Genomic DNA, 18,063 nt, shown 5'->3' with positions numbered 1-18,063 from the left:
AGGCTGCTGTGGGATTTGTACAACTCGCCGATGGCGAACTGAACTACCAACTCGATGGCCCCGAAGACGCACCGGTACTGGTGCTGTCCAACTCCCTGGGCACCGACCTGCACATGTGGGACATCCAGATCGAGGCGTTCACGAAGTACTTCCGGGTGCTGCGTTTCGACACCCGTGGCCACGGCAAATCCCTGGTGACCGAGGGGCCCTACAGCATCGAGCAATTGGGCGGTGACGTGTTGGCGTTGCTGGATGCTTTGCAGATCGAACGCGCGCATTTCTGCGGGCTGTCCATGGGCGGCCTGATCGGCCAGTGGCTGGGGATCAATGCGGGTGAGCGTTTGCGTCGGCTGGTGGTATGCAACACAGCAGCGAAAATCGGTACGCCCGAGATCTGGAACCCTCGGATCGAGATGGTCCTGCGCGACGGTGCGGCAGCGATGGTGGCCCTGCGTGACGCGTCGATCGCCCGCTGGTTCACCGCCGACTTTGCCGAGGCTCATCCTGACCAGGCCAAGCTGATCACCGACATGCTGGCAGCGACCAATCCCCAAGGTTATGCCGCCAACTGCGCGGCCGTGCGCGATGCGGATTTCCGTGAGCAACTGCCGTCCATCACGGTGCCGACCCTGGTGATTGCCGGCACTGAAGATGCGGTCACACCGCCGTCTGGAGGGCACTTTATCCAGGAGCACGTGCAGGGCGCCGAGTACGCCGAGTTCTACGCCGCGCACCTGTCCAACGTGCAGGCCGGTGCGGCGTTCAGCGACCGTGTGCTGGAATTTCTGTTAGCCCGCTGAGTATCGCTAACCTCTGTGGCGAGGGAGCTTGCTCCCGTTGGGCTGCGAAGCAGCCCTGAAAGCCGCAATAGAGATTTTTCAGCAAGTATGCGGTGACCTTATGGGGGCCGCTGCGCGACCCAACGGGAGCAAGCTCCCTCGCCACAGGTTATGTGCCTGTCGTCAACGTTGCATGAGGAGCTTTTTGTGGACGAGAAACAACGTTATGCCGATGGCTTGCAAGTGCGCCGTGAAGTGCTGGGCGACGCCCATGTCGACCGCAGCCTCAACGCCCTGACCGAATTCAACAGCGAGTTCCAGGAAATGATCACCCGCCACGCCTGGGGTGATATCTGGACCCGCCCGGGCCTGCCGCGGCATACCCGCAGCCTGATCACCATCGCCATGCTGATCGGCATGAACCGCAGCGAAGAGCTGAAGCTGCACCTGCGAGCTGCCGCGAGTAACGGCGTGACCCGCGCCGAAATCAAGGAAGTGCTGATGCAGAGCGCGATCTACTGCGGAATTCCGGCGGCCAATGCGACGTTTCATTTGGCTGAGTCGGTGTGGGATGAGTTGGGGGTCGAATCGCGCGATCCAGCCTGATTGAACCCCCGCAGGACGCATCTGCTATGTGTACTGGGTGCGTAACGGGCGGCCCATTTCCTCTCGGAGTGCATTTTCCGTAAAGGGCTTGGGATTGGTTGTCGTGGGTTCGGTTGATCGATGATTGTCGAAGTCAAAAGGCAGCGCAATCGTAGGCAGGCCTACGGCTTGCCGTTCGGCGTTGGGTTCGCCGCCCGGGTTCTCCGGGGTGCCGGTATCGCCTTCGAGAAAGGTTCCCGTGGCACCGTTATAGGCGTGGGCCATTTCATGGTAGAGGGCGTTGACTGGGGCGCTGTCTTCATCCAGTGAGTAGGAGGGGTTGTAGTGTATTTCCCCGCCTGTAGCGACCGCGCCGCGCTGATTATGGGTGATGTAGCCCTGGGCTGCGGGATCCAGCGTTTCAAGGGTATTGCCCGCTGCCAAGTGGTTGCGAACAGCCGCGTTATTGAAAAAGTAACGACCGTTATCTTCAGTCAACTCAGTGATACGAACGGGGGCATCGTTTCGCTGAGCCTTGGCGTCGGCGGTACTGAGCATCTTCTTGCCCTGCATAGACATCCTCAGCAGCTCCATATCGTCTTCTACCTGTTGCTTGAACTCGGTAGAGCCTTCGACGACATAGCCACTTTTACCCGCCTCACTGGGTTGTGTGTGGACGAGTGTGGAGCCTGGGGTGCGATGAATCTGGTCCGAAGGCTTGGCGTAAATGACGGTGTCATCGTTGTCGGACCTGACAATGTTCTTGTCGCGCCCGGTATAAACCGTGGCGGGGCCGTGAGTGACAATCAGGTTTTCACCTTTGCCTCCGTGGATGACCGCCGGAATGTGTGTGTCATTGCGGGTGACAATCATGAAGTCGTGGCCATCACCGCCGTCCATGACCAGGCGGCGCTCCGGGAAACCCTGGCCTGCCTGCATGCGATCGTTGCCGTTATTGCCTTTGAGGATGCCGTTACCTGAGCCGGCGATCAGCAGGTCATCGCCATCATCGCCCATCGCGATGCCGTCGCCGCTCCCGAGCTTGAGCCTGTCGTTACCTGCACCGCCGTATAGCCGGGTACTGCCCGAGCCCGCCTGGGCGTAATCGTCACCAGCACCCAATTCGACGCGAATATTGTTATCAACCAATGGATCGATCAGCACGCAATCGCTGCCGCCATTGGTCCTGATCCGCAGGGGTTGGGTTTCACTGCCATCAGGGGAACGAAGCAAGTTCAGTTGATAGGGCGTGTTGTTGATAATGGCGATCAGATTGTTGTCCGGACTTTTTTTGATGATCACCTTGTCGTCGTGATTGGCGGTCTCGATGATGAATTCGTTACCGGTAGCGCCTACAGGCTTCCCGCCTTTGCTGACGTAGGTGATTTCCTGGTAAATCTTCACATTCTGGTCATGACGCAATATGTCGGTGTTGGTGTATTTTTTTTCGTTTTTGTCGAGGGGGTTCTGATCTTCGGCGAGCTTGGAGAGGGAAGAGAAATACATGAAATCCAGGGGGCTGTCGTGACTGATATACCGGGATGATTTGCTGGTGACTACGACGGGGGCCTGCACAGAGGGAGCAGTGGAAGCCGCTGGCAGGGGCGATGTCGACAGTTGATTGAAGGCAGGCGAAACAAATAGCGAAGGCGTGTTCATGGGGGTATCTCATCGCGGATATACCCCAGTGTGTGGTGCGGGTTTAGCGTGGGTTCCCATGTCGGTCGAGGTTGGACAGCGGCAAATGTTACCTGCTGTCACGCAGGTGATTAATGAGTGTCAGCGTCCCACACCCAATTCCACACCCCCGGCAGATGCACCACTTCGTCGGCGCTCTTCACCGTGCGGGCCATGGCGGCGCGCTGCAAGGTTGCCCGGTCGGTATAGAACGGCTGCGTGGCGACGGGCACGCCGTTGATGCGCGCGCTGTCCATCAGGATTTGCAGGTATTCCTTCAAGTGCCAGGCGGTGTAGCGGTTGATATCGTGAAAGGTCACCACCACCGGGATCACGCCGTCCACGGTGGGTAATTCGCCCCGCGCAATGCGCTCGCGCACCACCGACAGTTGGCGTATCAGGTTCTCCCGTCGACGCGGGCTGCCATTGAACACCCAGATCACCCCATCGTTTGCACTCAGGTCCGTGAGCAGCACATGCATGCCATGCTGCTGATAGGCGGCGAAGGTACGTTTGTCGTAGTTCCAGAACGGCGGGCGTACCAGCGTGGGCGGCTGGCCGATGATTGATTCAAGGGTCGTCGAGCCCAGGCGGAGGTAGTGTTCCAGCTCAGCGGGATTTTGCGAGCGATGGTTGCTGTGCCATGGGGTCGCGGTGTGGAAGCCCAGGATATGACCCGCTGCGTGTTCGCGCTCCATGGTCTTGCGGCCCCGTGGGTTGCCGCCGGAGCGGGGCGCCTCGGTCTGCAAAAAGAACACCGCCTTGATTCCCGGCTGTATCGGGTTGTTCGCCAGGTCTGCCATCACCGAACGGCTGGGGTTCATGAAGCCCGAGGCGCTGGGGCCGTCATCGAAGGTCAGCAAAAAACGGATCGGCGCTTCGGTTTGCAGGCGTTGTTCGGTTTGCGGTGTCAGCGCCAGGGGCGGACCGATGCAGCCGCTTAGACTCAGGGCCAAGGCTAATGCGGCCGATACGATGGCAAAGTGTTTCATGGAGGACTCGAAAGACGTTGGCTGCTGGGGCGGGTCATCCATGACACGCGCGCACCATACAGCAAGTCTGTCGGGGCTTTACAGCAGGCTTATCGGGTAACTGACGATCAACCGGTTTTCATCAAACTCATTGTTGTTGTAATCCCTGCGCATGCTGGAATTGCGCAGGCGCACATTGAGGTTCTTCAATGTTCCGCTCTGCACAACGTAGGCCACTTCAGTTTCCCGTCCCCATTCCTTGCCGTCGGTCACCGTGCCGCTGTGTACGTTACTGCCGCTGATGTAGCGGTTCATCAGCGTCAGCCCCGGCACGCCAAGGGCGGCGAAGTTGTAGTCATGGCGTACCTGCCAGGATTTTTCCTGGGCGTTGTCGTAGCTGGCGTTATAGCTGTCGTTGGCCAGGGTGCCGCCGCTGGTGCCGTTGACGCGCATCCAGGCGCTGTTGCCGGTGAGCTTTTGCAAGCCGACGTAGAAGGTGTTGCCGCCGTATCGGGCCGAGAACAATCCGGACCAGGTCTTGTTGTCGAGGTCGCCGGCGCGGGCGCTGCCGTCGTCCTTGCCATAGAAGAACCCGAGGTTGGCGCCCAGGGTCCAGTCGCCTACGGGCTGGCTGTGGATCAGGTTGAGGTATTGCTGGCTGTAGATGTCCTTGAGCTGGGCGTTCCACACGCCGATCTGGGTGCGTTTGTCGTTGAAGGCATATTCGCCGCCCTGGAAGTTGAAGCGGTCGGAAGTAAACGCGGTTTTCCCGAACATCGACATGTCGGTCATGCTGCTGTCGTCGCGTGGGCTGTTGGCGCGGAACTGGCCGCCGTACAGGGTCAGGCCGTCGATTTCCTTGGAGGTGATTTGCCCGCCGCGCAGGGTTTGCGGCAAGGAGCGGCCATCGTCCGAACGCAGGATCGGCAGCACCGGCATCCACTCGCCGACCTTTACTTCCGTCTTCGAAATCCGCGCCTTGAACGCCACGCCCAAACGCCCGAATTCATCTGCAGGGCGGCCGTCGTGGTCCAGCGGCAACAGCTGGGTGCCACCGGTGCCGCGCCCGCCATCGAGCTTCAATGAGTACAGCCCCAGTACATCCACACCGAAACCTACGGTGCCCTGGGTAAAGCCCGACTTGGCGTCGAGGATGAAACTTTGCGTCCACTCCTGCGCGCCACCCTGGGTTTTGGTGGGGTTGGTGTAATTGCGGTTGAAGAAGAAATTACGCAGGTTGAGGTTGGCGCTGGCGTCTTCGAGAAAGCCGTGTTCTTCAGCGACAACGGGGAGGGCGAGGCTGGCGACAGCGGTTGCCAGCAGGAGCCGGCGCGGGGCGAAAGTGCTCATGGTGTTGGACCTGTTGTTATTGGGGTTATGCAGGTGGCGGCCATGGTGCGGGGCGATGCGGGGGCGATGAAAGTGGGGGAAGGCGGGTTGTGGGCGATGATCGAACGTAAAGTAGGGGCGTAAAAAAACCGCTTCCGGTGAGGGAAGCGGTTTTTGTTTACTGCGCCACTATCTTTACTGCGCCACTATCAGAACAACTTCAAGGCCGGTGCTTCTTCTTTCAACGGCTCGTTTTTCGCGGTTTGTTCGTTCCAACCACCACCGAGGGCCTTGTACAGGTTGACCTCGCTGTTGAGCTGCGCCAGGCGGTCGGTGATCAGCGATTGCTGGGCACTGAACAGTTGGCGCTGGGCATCGAGGAACGTCAGGTTGCTGTCGACACCAATGCGGTAGCGACGCTCGGCCAGGCGGTAGTAATCCTGGTTGGCCGCGACGAAGCCACGTTGGGCGTCCAGTTGCTGCTTGTAGGTCTCACGGGCGGCGAGGCCGTCGGAGACTTCCTGGAAGCCGGTCTGGATCGCTTTCTCGTAGTTGGCGACGTTGATCTCTTTCTGGATTTTCGAGTAATCCAGGCTGGCGCGCAGGCTGCCAGCGTTGAAGATCGGGATGTTGATCTGCGGTGCAAACGACCAGGTGCCCGAACCGCCCTTGAACAGGCCGCCCAGGGTCGGGCTCGCGGTGCCGGCGCTGGCGGTCAGGCTGATGCTCGGGAAGAACGCAGCCCGTGCCGCACCGATGTTGGCGTTGGCCGCCTTGAGGTTGTACTCGGCCTGCAGGATGTCGGGACGACGTTGCAGCAGGTCCGACGGCAGGCCGGCCGGTACTTCGCTCAACAGGTCATCAGCCAATGGCCGGCTGGCGATGTTCGCCGGCAGGCCGGTGCCCAGCAGCAGGGTCAGGCTGTTTTCGTCCTGAGCCACCTGGCGGGTATAGCGCGCCAGTGCAACCCGGGCGTTTTCCACCGAGGTACGGGCCTGGCTCAAGTCCAGCGCCGATGCCACGCCGACTTCGTTGCTGCGTGAGGTGAGCTTGTAGCTCTGTTCGAACGCGCCCAGGGTGTCCTGGGTGAGCTTGAGCAGTTCCTTGTCGGCCTGCCAGGTCAGGTAGGCGTTGGCCACGCTGGCCACCAGGCTGATCTGGGTGGTGCGACGCGCTTCTTCAGTCGCGAAGTATTGTTGCAGCGCTTGTTCGCTCAGGCTACGGACGCGGCCGAACAGGTCCAGCTCATAAGAACTGATCCCGAGACCCGCCGAATATTGGCTGGTGATGCCTGCTTCGCCGGTCTGCGACAGCTTGGCCGGGGTGCGCGAACGGCTGCCGCTGCCCGTGGCCGAGATTGCCGGGAACAGGTCGGCACGCTGGATCTGGTACTGCGCGGCATACGCGTCGATGTTCAGGGCCGCGACACGCAGGTCGCGGTTGTTCACCAGTGCAGTCTGGATCAGCTGTTGCAGGGCAGGGTCATGGAAAAACTGCTTCCAGCCTTGCTCGGCAGCGGCCTGGCCCGGCGCCTGGGCCGACGAATACGCCGGCCCCTGCGGGAACTGCGCGGCTACCGGCGCTTCAGGGCGCTGGTAGTCCGGGATCAGCGAGCAGCCACTGAGCACGAATGCCGTGACAGCTAAGGAAAGTAGCGACTTGCTCATTGGCCAGCCTCTTTAGGAGTTTGCTTGGTTTCAGTCTTTTTACGCTCGCCAGCGGAGGACACGGTTGCGAAGAACAGGGGGACCCAGAAGATCGCGAGGACCGTGGCGGTGATCATACCGCCAATTACGCCCGTACCGATGGCGTGCTGGCTACCTGAGCCTGCACCTGTGGAAATCGCCAGTGGCAGTACGCCGAGCATGAACGCCATGGACGTCATGATGATCGGTCGCAGACGCATGCGAGATGCCTCGATGGCCGACTCGACGATGCCTTTGCCCTGTTCGTGGAGCTCTTTGGCGAACTCCACGATCAGGATGGCGTTTTTCGCCGCCAGACCCACCGTCACCAACAGACCTACCTGGAAGAACACGTCGTTGGACAGTCCCCGCAGGCTGGTGGCGATCAGGGCACCGATCACACCCAGCGGTACAACCAGAATCACCGCAATCGGGATCGACCAGCTTTCGTACAGTGCTGCGAGGCAGAGGAACACGACCAGCAGCGACAGGGCGTACAGCGCAGGTGCCTGAGAGCCGGACAGACGTTCTTCGTACGACAGGCCGGTCCACGCATAACCGACACCCGCCGGCAGGTCCTTGGCAATGCGCTCGACTTCTGTCATCGCGTCACCGGTACTGTAGCCAGGTGCCGGCGTACCGAGGATTTCCATCGCAGCTACACCGTTGTAGCGCGAGAGTTTCGGCGAACCGTAGATCCACTTGCCCGACGAGATGGCCGACATTGGCACCATCTTCCCGGAGGTGCTGCGCACGTACCATTTATCCAGGTCTTCCGGGGACATCCGGCTGGCGGCGTCGCCCTGCACGTACACTTTCTTCACACGACCACGGTCGATGAAGTCGTTGACGTAGCTGCCACCCAGAGCGATGGCCAAGGTCTGTTGGATGTCTGCCAGGCTAACGCCTAGGGCGCTGGCCTTCTCGTCGTCGACGCTGAGCTCGTACTGCGGTTCATCGTTCACGCCGTTGGGACGCACACCTGCCAGTATCTTGCTTTGTGCCGCTGCACCGAGGAACTGGTTGCGTGCAGCCATCAGCTTGTCGTGACCGACGCCGCCCTGGTCTTGCAGGAACACGTCGAAACCGGTGGCGTTACCCAATTCCAGAACCGAAGGCGGCACGATGGCAAATACCATGGCGTCCTTGAACGTCTGGGAGAAGTAACCCTGGGCGCGCTTGGCAATCTCGAATACCGAGTTGGATGCGTCGCGCTCCTCCCATGACTTGAGCATCACGAAGGCCAGGCCAGAGCTCTGACCACGACCTGCGAAGTTGAAGCCGTTTACGGTAAACACCGATTTTACGCCTTTGCCTTCGCCTGGCTCGCCTTCCTTGTCGTTCAGCAGGTAGGCACGCATATCGTCGATGACGGTCTGCGTGCGCTCCGCCGAAGAACCGACCGGCGTCTGTACCTGAGCGAAGATCACGCCCTGGTCTTCATCGGGCAGGAACGCGGCAGGGATGCGCATGAACAGCCAAATCATGCCGGCGAGGATCAGCGCATAGACCAGGAATGCTGGAATCTTGTGCTTGATCATGTTGCCGACGCCGCGTTCGTAGCTCAATACGCCACGGTCGAAGGTACGGTTGAACCAGCCGAAGAAACCGCGCTTGGGTTGGCCGTGTGTTTCCGGGTCGACCGGCTTGAGCATGGTGGCGCACAGGGCCGGGGTGAAGATCAGGGCAACCAGTACCGACAACGCCATCGCCGAAACAATGGTGATGGAGAACTGTTTGTAGATCACACCGGTGGAGCCGCCGAAGAATGCCATCGGCAGCAGTACCGCCGACAGCACCAGAGCAATACCCACCAGGGCGCCCTGGATCTGGCCCATCGACTTGACCGTCGCCTCTTTAGGCGACAAGTGCTCCTCGGCCATTACCCGTTCGACGTTTTCCACCACTACGATGGCATCGTCCACCAGCAAGCCGATGGCCAGGATCATGCCGAACATGGTCAGGGTGTTGATGGTGAAGCCGAACGCAGCCAGGATCCCGAAGGTACCCAGCAACACCACCGGCACCGTCATGGTGGTGATGATGGTGGCGCGGAAGTTCTGCAGGAACAGGAACATCACCAGGAACACCAGCACGATCGCTTCGACCAGGGTGTCAACCACACCGGAGATCGACTCGGTCACTACCGGCGTGGTGTCATACGGCACCACAGCCTTCATGCCAGGCGGGAAGAACGGTTCCAGGGACGCTACGGTGGCGCGGATGGCCTTGCCGGTGTCCAGCGCGTTAGCACCGGCCGCCAGCTTGATCGCCATACCGGATGCCGGCTTGCCGTTGAACTGCGCAGCGATGCTGTAGTTCTGACCGCCCAACTCAATACGGGCGACATCCTTCAGGCGTACCTGTGAGCCGTCGGTATTGACCTTCATCAGGATATTGCCGAACTGCTCTGCAGACTGCAGGCGGGTCTTGCCGATGATGGTCGCGTTCAACTGGGTGCCGGGCACGGCAGGCAGGCCGCCGAGTTGGCCGGTAGCCACCTGCACGTTCTGTGCGGAGATCGCTGTGCTCACATCCACCGGCGTGAGCTGGTAGTTGTTCAGCTTGGCCGGGTCGAGCCAGATACGCATAGCGTACTGCGAGCCGAACACCTGGAAGTCACCTACACCGGCGGTCCGGGAAATCGGGTCCTGGATGTTGGATACGATGTAGTTGGACAGGTCGTCCTTGGTCATGCTGCCGTCTTCCGACACCAGACCAATCACCATCAGGAAGTTCTTCACCGACTTGGTCACGCGGATACCCTGCTGCTGCACTTCTTGCGGCAGCAGTGGGGTAGCCAGGTTCAACTTGTTCTGCACCTGAACCTGGGCGATATCCGGGTTGGTACCCTGGTTGAACGTCACGGTGATGGTCATGCTGCCGTCGGAGTTACTGTCCGAGGAAACATAACGCAGGTTGTCGATACCGTTGAGCTGTTGCTCGATAACCTGCACCACGGTGTCCTGCACGGTTTGTGCGGACGCGCCTGGGTAGGTCACCTGGATATCAATGGCGGTTGGCGCAATGGCCGGGTACTGGTTGATGGGCAACTTCAGGATCGACAGTGCCCCGACCAGCATGATCACCAGGGCAATTACCCAGGCGAAAATGGGACGGTCGATAAAAAATTTCGACATGGATTACTCCCCTTTACCAGCATCGGCAGCAGGCGCTGCAGCAGTGCCGGCGGGTTTAGCGTTGTCAGCGTCCTTGACCTTGACTTCGATGCCCGGCTTGATGAATTGCAGGCCTTCGGTGATCACGCGGTCACCAGCGTCCAGGCCTTTTTCCACCAGCCAGTAGGCGCCGGAAGTGCGGTTGGCCACCAGGACACGTTGCTCGACCTTGTTGTCCTTGTTCACGATCAGCGCCGTCGGTACACCCTTGAGGTCACGAGTGACGCCTTGTTGCGGAGCCAGGATGGCCTTGCTGTTCACGCCGGCTTGCAGTTGGGCGTGTACGAACATGCCTGGCAGCAGGGTGTGATCCGGGTTCGGGAATACGGCACGCAGGGTCACGGAACCGGTGGTCTGGTCGACCGAGACTTCGGAGAACTCCAGCTTACCGTCCAGCTTGTAGTCGCTGCCGTCTTCCAGGGTCAGCTTGACCTTGGCAGCGTTATCGCCGGCTTTTTCCAGCTGGCCGCTTTCCAGGTCACGACGCAGTTTCAGCATCTCGGCGGAGGACTGCGTGACGTCGACGTAGATCGGGTCCAGTTGCTGGATCACCGCCATCGCGTCGGTCTGGCCATTGCTGACCAGCGCGCCTTCGGTGACCGAGGAGCGGCCGATACGCCCGGAGATCGGGGCGAAGACCTTGGTGTAGCGCACATTGATCTGGGCCGTTTGCACATTGGCTTCAGAGGTCATGCGGTTGGACACCGCGGTGTCGTATTCCTGACGGCTGACCGCTTGCTCGTCGACCAATTGCTTGTAGCGATCGGCAATCGACTTGGTCTGGGCCAGGTTGGCCTGGGCGCTTTTCAGGGATGCGTCATACACCGACGGATCGATCTGATAGAGCTGCTGGCCTTCCTTGACGTCGCCCCCTTCCTTGAACAGACGCTTGAGAATGATGCCGTTGACCTGAGGGCGAACCTCGGCAATGCGGTAGGCCGTGGTGCGGCCTGGCAGCTCGGATGTCAGGGTAAAGGCTTGAGGTTGAATAGTGACCACGCCGACCTGAGGGGTTTGAGCGGGCGGAGCCGCTTCTTCCTTTTTACATCCGCTGAGCAGCGATGCCAGGGCGACGGCAGTAACCAGGGCGGTAACAGCTGGCTTAAGTTGCATGAAGATCCTCGGGTCAGGCGCGCAGAGTGCGCACAAGAAGTGTGGAAGGGTAAAAAACAGGCACTGAGTGGATAAGTAGCTTGCTACGCAATATACTTACGTTCATGGTTGTTTGTAAACTCTTGACAGGCTTCGCGGAATGTTGACAAAGCACTGCCCAAAGCCTCGATTCTAGTACGTTCGGCGCCCATGAAGGCGTCGTCCCACAATTATTCAGATGGTCGTTAGCGGCGGTTACGGCTGCGTTACCGATCACCCCAAGTCTCCTGATTGAGGTTTTACTGCCATGGTTCGTCGTACCAAAGAGGAAGCTCAGGAAACGCGCAGCCAGATTCTTGAAGCGGCCGAGCAGGCCTTTTACGAGCGCGGGGTTGCGCGTACCACGCTGGCGGATATTGCCACGCTGGCAGGCGTGACGCGTGGCGCCATCTATTGGCATTTCAGCAACAAGGCCGACCTGGTGCAGGCGATGCTCGACACGCTGCACGAGCCGCTGGATGAATTGGCCAGGGCCAGTGAGAGCGAGGACGAGGTCGATCCGCTGGGTTGCATGCGCAAGCTGCTGATTCATCTGTTCCATCAAGTGGCCCTGGACCCGAAGACCCGGCGCATCAATGAGATTTTGTTTCATAAGTGCGAATTCACCGATGAAATGTGTGATCTGCGCCGTCAGCGCCAGACCGCCAGCCTTGAATGCAACCTGCGCATCGGGCTGACCCTGCGTAACGCGGTCCATCGCGGGCAGCTTCCGGAGAATCTCGACACCGTACGTGCGGCGGTGTGCATGCACGCCTATATCGACGGAATACTCGGTCAATGGCTGCTGGTGCCCGACAGCTTTCAGTTGGCCCAGGATGCAGAGCGATGGGTCGATATCGCGTTGGACATGCTGCGCTTGAGCCCTGGCCTGCGCAATTAAGACAAAATGCGTAATTGCGACCAGTTGTGTCAACAATAAAGACCAAGGGAGATCAACCAGACTGTTCCCTGATTTTGTGGGGTGACTTTATATACGGGCTGGCGGGCGGTTGATAGGTAGTTTGCTAAGTATTTTGTAGCAATATTGTTGCAAGGCTGTGAAGGAATGTTTCCCGCGCCCTCTGTAGGAACGAGCTTGCTCGCGAAGATCGTCAACGATAACGCAGGCATTCTGGATTAACGCGTCACCTGGGCGTTTTTCGCGGCAAGCTCGCTCCTACAGGGGAATGTTTCCCGCAGTCCATAAAAAAGCCCCGGCTCTCGCAAGCCGGGGCTTTTTCGTTTCAGTAGATCAGAGGGCCAGGGTTGGATAGTCGATGTAGCCGACCGGGCCTTTGGCGTAGAACGTCTCTGGGTGTGCTTCGTTCAGCGGCGCATCGGCCTTCAGGCGAGCGGGCAGGTCCGGGTTGGCGATGAACGGCACGCCAAACGCTACGGCGTCAGCTTTGCCGGAGGCCAGCCAGGCGTTGGCGCTGTCCTTGGTGAAGCGTTCGTTGGCGATGTACGGGCCGCCGAAAGCTGCTTTCAGTTGTGGGCCCAGGCTGTCGCCTGCTTCCTTTTCACGGGAGCAGATGAACGCGATGCCACGTTTGCCCAGCTCTTTGGCGACGTAGGTGAAGGTTTCCGACAGGTTGGCGTCGCCCATGTCGTGTGCGTCGGCGCGTGGTGCCAAGTGAACACCGACACGACCGGCGCCCCAGACTTCAATCACTGCGTCAGTGACTTCGAGCAGCAAGCGTGCACGGTTTTCCAGGGAGCCACCGTAGTTGTCGGTGCGCTGGTTGGTGCTGCTTTGCAGGAACTGGTCAAGCAGGTAGCCGTTCGCACCGTGGACTTCCACGCCGTCAAAGCCGGCGGCCTTGGCGTTCTCGGCGCCTACGCGGTAAGCGTCGACGATGTCGGCGATTTCAGCGATTTCCAGGGCGCGCGGGGTAGGGTAGTCGGCCAGCGGACGCACCAGGCTGACGTGGCCCTTGGCCGGGATGGCGCTCGGGGCGACCGGTGCTTCGCCGTCCAGGTACGACTCGTGGGAGATCCGGCCTACGTGCCACAGTTGCAGGAAGATCTTGCCGCCCGCGCCGTGTACGGCCTTGGTTACATTGGCCCAGCCGCGTACCTGGTCGTTGGACCAGATGCCCGGGGTGTCCGGGTAACCCACGCCCATTGGCGTCACGGAAGTCGCTTCGCTGAGGATCAGGCCGGCGGAAGCGCGTTGTACGTAGTATTCAGCCATCAGCGCATTGGGTACGCGACCGGCGTCGGCACGGCAGCGGGTCAGCGGCGCCATGATGATGCGGTTCGACAGTTCCAGGTCGCCCAGTTTGATCGGATCGAAAATAGTCGTCATGGGATAACACCCTTCTCTTTAGTTGATCAGTTAGTCGCGGGGGCCAGGTCGGCATCGCCGCTCTGACGGAAAGTAATCAGGGTCACCAGCAGCGCGAGCACCGCCAGTGCCGCAGCAGCCAGGGGCACGCTGGTCAGGCCGAAACCGTGGGCAATCACGCTGCCACCCACCCAGGCACCGAGGGCGTTGCCGATGTTGAAGGCGCCGATGTTCAAGGTGGAGACCAGGTTCGGCGCCGCTTTACCGAAGGTCACCACGTTGATTTGCAGCGCCGGTACGGCGGCAAACGAGGCGGTGGCCCAGAGGAACAGGGTGATTTCAGTCGGGATCACGGCGACGCTGGTCCAGGTCAGTACCGTGGACACCACCGCCATGCTGATGAATACACCGATCAAGGTGGCGGCCAGGCGCTTGTCTGCCAGCTTGCCGCCGATGATGTTGCCGACGGTCAGGCCCAGGCCGATCAGCAGCAGGGTCCAGGTCACACCTTTGGGCGAGACGCCAGTGACATCCCCCAGCAGCGGCGCGACGTAGGTAAAGAGGGTGAACATCGAGGCGGCGAATAGCGCGGTCATGCTCAGCGACAGCCAGATCCCGGCACCTTTGAGCGCTCTCAGTTCGGCGCGCATGTCGAGTTTTTCCTCGTCACGCTTGGCCGGCAGGAAGCGGATCAGGCCGATCAACGCAATCACACCTATGACTGTCACGGCCCAGAAGGTCGAGCGCCAGCCGGCTTCCTGACCCAGCGCGGTGCCCAGCGGTACGCCGAGCACGTTGGCCAGGGTCAAGCCGGTGAACATCAGCGCCACGGCCGAAGCACGCTTGTTGGCCGGCACCAGGTTGGCGGCGACCACCGAACCGATACCAAAGAAGGCACCGTGGCACAGCGCGGTGACCACACGGGCAAACATCAGCACGTTGTAGTCGCTGGCCAGGGCGCAGAGCAGGTTGCCGACGATGAAGATGCCCATCAACGCTACCAGGGCGGCCTTGCGCGGCAGCTTGGCGGTGGCCAGTGCCATGAACGGCGCACCGATGGCCACGCCCAGGGCGTAACCGGTCACCAGCCAACCGGCGCCGGGAATCGATACACCGAGGTCGGCCGCCACATCGGGCAACAGCCCCATGATGACGAACTCGGTGGTACCGATGGCGAAGGCGCTTAAGGCCAGGATGAGTAGCGAGAGAGGCATGGGTGAGTCCTTGTTACAGCGGTGCGCTGAGTTCTTCGGTGAGCGCTTTGAGGAAGGTTTGGATCACGTCCTCATTGCGTTTGAAAAAGTGCCACTGGCCGGCCTTCTGGCTGCTGATAAGCCCCGCCCGTTGCAGGTTCGCCAGGTGCGCCGAAACGGTGGACTGGGACAGTCCGCAGCGTTGGTCGATCTGCCCGGCGCAAATGCCGTATTCGTGGTTGTGCAACTGCTCGGGGAATTGCACTTTCGGGTCTTTCAGCCAGTTGAGGATGTCTCGCCGTACTGGGTGCGCCAGGGCTTTTATTATTTCGTCGAGGTCAATGGACATGGCAGTGATGCTCAGGTTTGCAAAACGTTATATCGCGATGAGGCGAACTTTAAATCGTTATATCCCGATACACCAATATGATTTTGGTCTTAAGCCAGATTGAATCGGTATATCGGGTTATAACGATACGTTGACGGCAGTGCTAAACTGCGCGCCATGAATTATCTCGCACATCTGCACCTCGGCGGCCAACTTCCTGCTCAATTGCTCGGCAGTCTGTATGGCGACTTTGTTAAAGGTCGCCTGCAAGGCCAGTTCAGCCCGCAAATCGAGTCGGCGATTCAGTTGCACCGCTCAATCGATCGCTACACCGACAGCCATCCACTGATAGGGGAGGCGCTGTCGCGCTTCACACTGACCCGACGCCGCTATGCCGGGATCGTCCTCGATGTGTTTTTCGACCACTGCCTGGCGCGGGATTGGGCGTTGTACGCCGATCAGCCACTCGAGCGTTTTACTTCCCGGGTATACCGGGTGCTCGCCGAAGAGCCGGCGCTGCCGGGGCGGCTGGCGCAGATTGCGCCGTACATGGCGGCGGATGACTGGCTGGGTTCGTATCGGGAATTTGCGGTGATGGAACAGGTACTGCGGGGAATCGGCCGGCGCCTGACACGGCCCGAAGAACTGGGCCATGCCATGCAGGAATTGCGAGCGCTGTATGAGCCGTTGAGTGAGGACTTCCGGATGTTTTATCCGATCTTGCAAACATTCTGTAGGAGCGAGCTTGCTCGCGAAGATCGTTAACGATAACGCAGTGCTCCCGGTCGCCCGTGTCGCCTATCAGCTTTTCGCGAGCAAGCTCGCTCCTACAGGGTATGCATTCAGGCGGCGGCCAGGGTTCCGGCTCGGCGCGGTTCTGCCGGCTGCACCACTTCACCAAACAACGCCTTCTGCACCGCTTGCTGCGCCTGGAACGCCAGCGCCGCACGTTCCTGCCCGGCGCAGGCAATCGGCTTGAGCAGATGAATTTCCACATCGCCCTGGTCATTGCCAAACAAGCGCATCAGGTGCGAGAGCAAATCATCATCGCCAATAAACGGTGCCAGCGGGTCGATTTTGCCGTCGCGCAGGTAACGAATCGCCACCGGTTGCAGCGACACGTCGGCATCAATTGCGCTGGCCAATAACCGCCCATGGAACGTACGCAGGGTGCGGCCGTCGGTGGTGGTGCCTTCCGGGAACATCAACAGCGGGTGTTTTTGTTCCAGGTGACGCGTCATCTGTTTGCGGATCAACTGACTGTCACCCGAACCGCGGCGGATAAACAGGCTGCCGGCCTTGGCTGCCAACCAGCCCGCCACCGGCCAGGTGCGCACCTCGGCCTTGGACAGGAACGACATCGGCGCCACCATCCCCAGCAGCGGAATGTCGGTCCACGACACATGGTTGCTGACCCACAACATGGACTGTTGCGGCAACTCACCGTGAACGGTTACGTGAAAGGGCAGGGCGTTGGTCAACCGTGCCATGAAAAACCGCGACCAGCGCTGACGGCGCACCATCGAGTTGGCCACGCCCAAACGCTCAAATACGCCAAACACACTGGCCATGGTCAAACCCAGGGCCACCACCACCAGCACGCGGGCAATTCGCCCGTACACCCGAAGGCGGCTCATCACATGGCTGCCTTGAAGTGGCGGGCATAACGCGGGCACAACTCGTCGCGCTTGAGCAGGATGAAGACGTCGGCCACCTGGAAGTCTTCGTCCCAGCACGGTTCGCCGCAAATCTTCGCGCCCAGGCGCATGTAGGCCTTGAGCAGGGGCGGCATTTCAGCGATGACGTTGGACGGCAGGTCCAGCGCTGGCAGTGGCTTTTTCGGCTCGGCCCGCAGGTGTTCGTTGCACAGGTAGCGTTCGCGCAGGCGCTGCATGATCGCGTGAGCCTGGATGCCGCCGTCGTGCATCGGGATGCTCGCGCAGCCCATCAGGTAGCTGTAGCCGCCCTGGTTGAGCACCTCGGCCAACTCGCCCCACAACACCGCGATGGTGCCGCCGTTGCGGTAGGCGGGGTCGACGCAGGTGCGGCCGATTTCCAGGATCGGGCCTTTGAGGTGGAGCAGGCCGTGGAGGCTGAATTCTTCTTCACTGTAGAAGCGGCCCAGGGTGCTGGCGGCCTGGTGGTCCAGCAAACGGGTGGTGGCGACGAGTCGACCGCTGTTCAAATCCCGCACGCCGATGTGGCTGCAGTGAACATCATAGTCATCCATGTCCAGGCCCAGTTCAGCGCCTTTCAGCTTGGCGTTGAATTCGCCGCTGAACACGTTGAAGCGCAGGGCCTGGGCTTCCTGCAAAGCCTGAGCGCCGATCAGGCGTTCGGCTTGCAGGCGGCGTTCATTGCCGGTGTCGCTGATGCGGGCGATCTGAGTCATGGCGAGTCTCCGAGTGCCGGCCAGGGTTGCGGCCGGTCGACTTGTTTGTGCCATGTCAGGCTATGTAGGGCCGGTGTCATCTCCATGAAGTTACGGTGACGCTTAGATGACAGGCGTTTCGCCGGTGGGTTGTTGGGTTGTTTGTGTACATATCCGTTGCTGCGGAAACGGCCACTTAGGGTTCCGCTCTTACAGCGGGTCACTTTTGGCAAACGCCCCAAAAGTAACCAAAAGGTCTTTGCCCCACCACTCGGTGCCTCGCCTAGGCTCGGCATGCCCGCACTCCGGCTCGGCTCCGCGGGCCGCCGCGACGGGCCATCCATGGCCCGGCGCGGCTAAATCGGCTTCCCTGCCGATTTACCCGCTCCACCGTGCCTACTTGCGGCCATCGTGGTTGACGGGGCGCCTAAGATCAAGATCACAAGCAGATCAAAAGCTAGAGCACAGCGGCCTACAGGCCGGCTTGAGTGTTAAAAGCAAAAGCAGAGCTGCTTTCCTGTAGGAGCGAGTTTGCTCGCGAAAAACCT

At 60.3% G+C, this 18,063-nt stretch carries 15 protein-coding genes; 4 read left to right on the top strand and 11 right to left on the bottom strand.

Features of this window, described 5'->3' with window-relative positions:
• Nucleotides 1-8: 8 nt before the first annotated feature.
• Together pcaD and pcaC are read left to right on the top strand one after the other, a co-directional pair.
• A complete protein-coding gene (pcaD, locus tag HBJ59_RS03655; RefSeq protein ID WP_167662795.1) occupies nucleotides 9-800 on the top strand; it encodes a 3-oxoadipate enol-lactonase in 792 nt (263 codons plus the stop codon).
• A 186-nt stretch (nucleotides 801-986) separates the two neighbouring features.
• The gene (gene pcaC / locus HBJ59_RS03650) at nucleotides 987-1,385 is read left to right on the top strand and encodes a 4-carboxymuconolactone decarboxylase (RefSeq protein WP_017479335.1); all 399 of its coding nucleotides are present in this window, start codon (nucleotides 987-989) and stop codon (nucleotides 1,383-1,385) included.
• 24 nt (nucleotides 1,386-1,409) lie between these two features.
• On the opposite strand, the gene HBJ59_RS03645 is transcribed toward pcaC, so the two are convergent.
• The 6 genes from HBJ59_RS03645 to HBJ59_RS03620 all read right to left on the bottom strand — a co-directional run bounded on the left by HBJ59_RS03645 (nucleotide 1,410) and on the right by HBJ59_RS03620 (nucleotide 11,318).
• Nucleotides 1,410-3,023 carry a M91 family zinc metallopeptidase gene (locus tag HBJ59_RS03645; RefSeq protein WP_256670782.1) on the bottom strand — a complete coding sequence of 538 codons (1,614 nt, stop codon included), beginning with the start codon at nucleotides 3,021-3,023 and terminating at the stop codon, nucleotides 1,410-1,412.
• 110 nt (nucleotides 3,024-3,133) lie between these two features.
• Nucleotides 3,134-4,033: a polysaccharide deacetylase family protein gene (locus HBJ59_RS03640; RefSeq protein WP_167663421.1), complete on the bottom strand. Its 900-nt coding sequence runs from the start codon at nucleotides 4,031-4,033 to the stop codon at nucleotides 3,134-3,136.
• Between the two features lie 78 nt (nucleotides 4,034-4,111).
• A complete protein-coding gene (locus tag HBJ59_RS03635; RefSeq protein WP_076016564.1) occupies nucleotides 4,112-5,362 on the bottom strand; it encodes an OprD family porin in 1,251 nt (416 codons plus the stop codon).
• Between the two features lie 188 nt (nucleotides 5,363-5,550).
• Complete coding sequence (gene adeC / locus HBJ59_RS03630; protein WP_076016004.1) at nucleotides 5,551-7,008, bottom strand: AdeC/AdeK/OprM family multidrug efflux complex outer membrane factor; 1,458 nt, start codon at nucleotides 7,006-7,008, stop codon at nucleotides 5,551-5,553.
• Nucleotides 7,005-10,166, bottom strand: a complete 3,162-nt coding sequence (locus HBJ59_RS03625; protein ID WP_167662794.1) for an efflux RND transporter permease subunit — start codon at nucleotides 10,164-10,166, stop codon at nucleotides 7,005-7,007. Before HBJ59_RS03625 ends, adeC begins: the two co-directional genes overlap by 4 nt.
• Before the next feature lie 3 nt (nucleotides 10,167-10,169).
• Complete coding sequence (locus HBJ59_RS03620) at nucleotides 10,170-11,318, bottom strand: efflux RND transporter periplasmic adaptor subunit (RefSeq protein ID WP_076016002.1); 1,149 nt, start codon at nucleotides 11,316-11,318, stop codon at nucleotides 10,170-10,172.
• Between the two features lie 286 nt (nucleotides 11,319-11,604).
• Between HBJ59_RS03620 and HBJ59_RS03615 the strand changes: the two genes are divergently transcribed.
• Nucleotides 11,605-12,237, top strand: a complete 633-nt coding sequence (locus tag HBJ59_RS03615; RefSeq protein WP_063032772.1) for a TetR family transcriptional regulator — start codon at nucleotides 11,605-11,607, stop codon at nucleotides 12,235-12,237.
• 351 nt (nucleotides 12,238-12,588) lie between these two features.
• Here HBJ59_RS03615 and HBJ59_RS03610 read toward each other — a convergent pair whose 3' ends face one another.
• The 3 genes from HBJ59_RS03610 to HBJ59_RS03600 are packed head-to-tail and all read right to left on the bottom strand — an operon-like array spanning nucleotide 12,589 to nucleotide 15,165.
• Nucleotides 12,589-13,644 carry an alkene reductase gene (locus HBJ59_RS03610; RefSeq protein ID WP_076016001.1) on the bottom strand — a complete coding sequence of 352 codons (1,056 nt, stop codon included), beginning with the start codon at nucleotides 13,642-13,644 and terminating at the stop codon, nucleotides 12,589-12,591.
• Between the two features lie 26 nt (nucleotides 13,645-13,670).
• Nucleotides 13,671-14,837: an MFS transporter gene (locus HBJ59_RS03605; protein WP_076016000.1), complete on the bottom strand. Its 1,167-nt coding sequence runs from the start codon at nucleotides 14,835-14,837 to the stop codon at nucleotides 13,671-13,673.
• A gap of 13 nt (nucleotides 14,838-14,850) precedes the next feature.
• Nucleotides 14,851-15,165, bottom strand: coding sequence for a helix-turn-helix transcriptional regulator (locus tag HBJ59_RS03600; RefSeq protein WP_167662793.1), 315 nt, complete (start codon nucleotides 15,163-15,165; stop codon nucleotides 14,851-14,853).
• Between the two features lie 156 nt (nucleotides 15,166-15,321).
• On the opposite strand from HBJ59_RS03600, the gene HBJ59_RS03595 reads away from it, so the two are divergent.
• Nucleotides 15,322-15,909 carry an ACP phosphodiesterase gene (locus HBJ59_RS03595; protein WP_076015999.1) on the top strand — a complete coding sequence of 196 codons (588 nt, stop codon included), beginning with the start codon at nucleotides 15,322-15,324 and terminating at the stop codon, nucleotides 15,907-15,909.
• 77 nt (nucleotides 15,910-15,986) lie between these two features.
• Here HBJ59_RS03595 and HBJ59_RS03590 read toward each other — a convergent pair whose 3' ends face one another.
• Both HBJ59_RS03590 and olsB read right to left on the bottom strand, forming a co-directional pair.
• Complete coding sequence (locus HBJ59_RS03590; protein WP_167662792.1) at nucleotides 15,987-16,781, bottom strand: lysophospholipid acyltransferase family protein; 795 nt, start codon at nucleotides 16,779-16,781, stop codon at nucleotides 15,987-15,989.
• Entirely contained in the window at nucleotides 16,781-17,536 is a 756-nt protein-coding gene (gene olsB, locus HBJ59_RS03585; RefSeq protein WP_010176659.1) for an L-ornithine N(alpha)-acyltransferase, read from the bottom strand. Before olsB ends, HBJ59_RS03590 begins: the two co-directional genes overlap by 1 nt.
• Nucleotides 17,537-18,063: the final 527 nt, after the last annotated feature.

The organism is Pseudomonas sp. AN3A02, from assembly GCF_011765255.1.
Taxonomy (GTDB): Bacteria; Pseudomonadota; Gammaproteobacteria; order Pseudomonadales; family Pseudomonadaceae; genus Aquipseudomonas.
The sequence above is the reverse complement of the archived record's forward strand: the minus strand, read 5'-3'. Positions and strand labels throughout refer to the sequence as shown.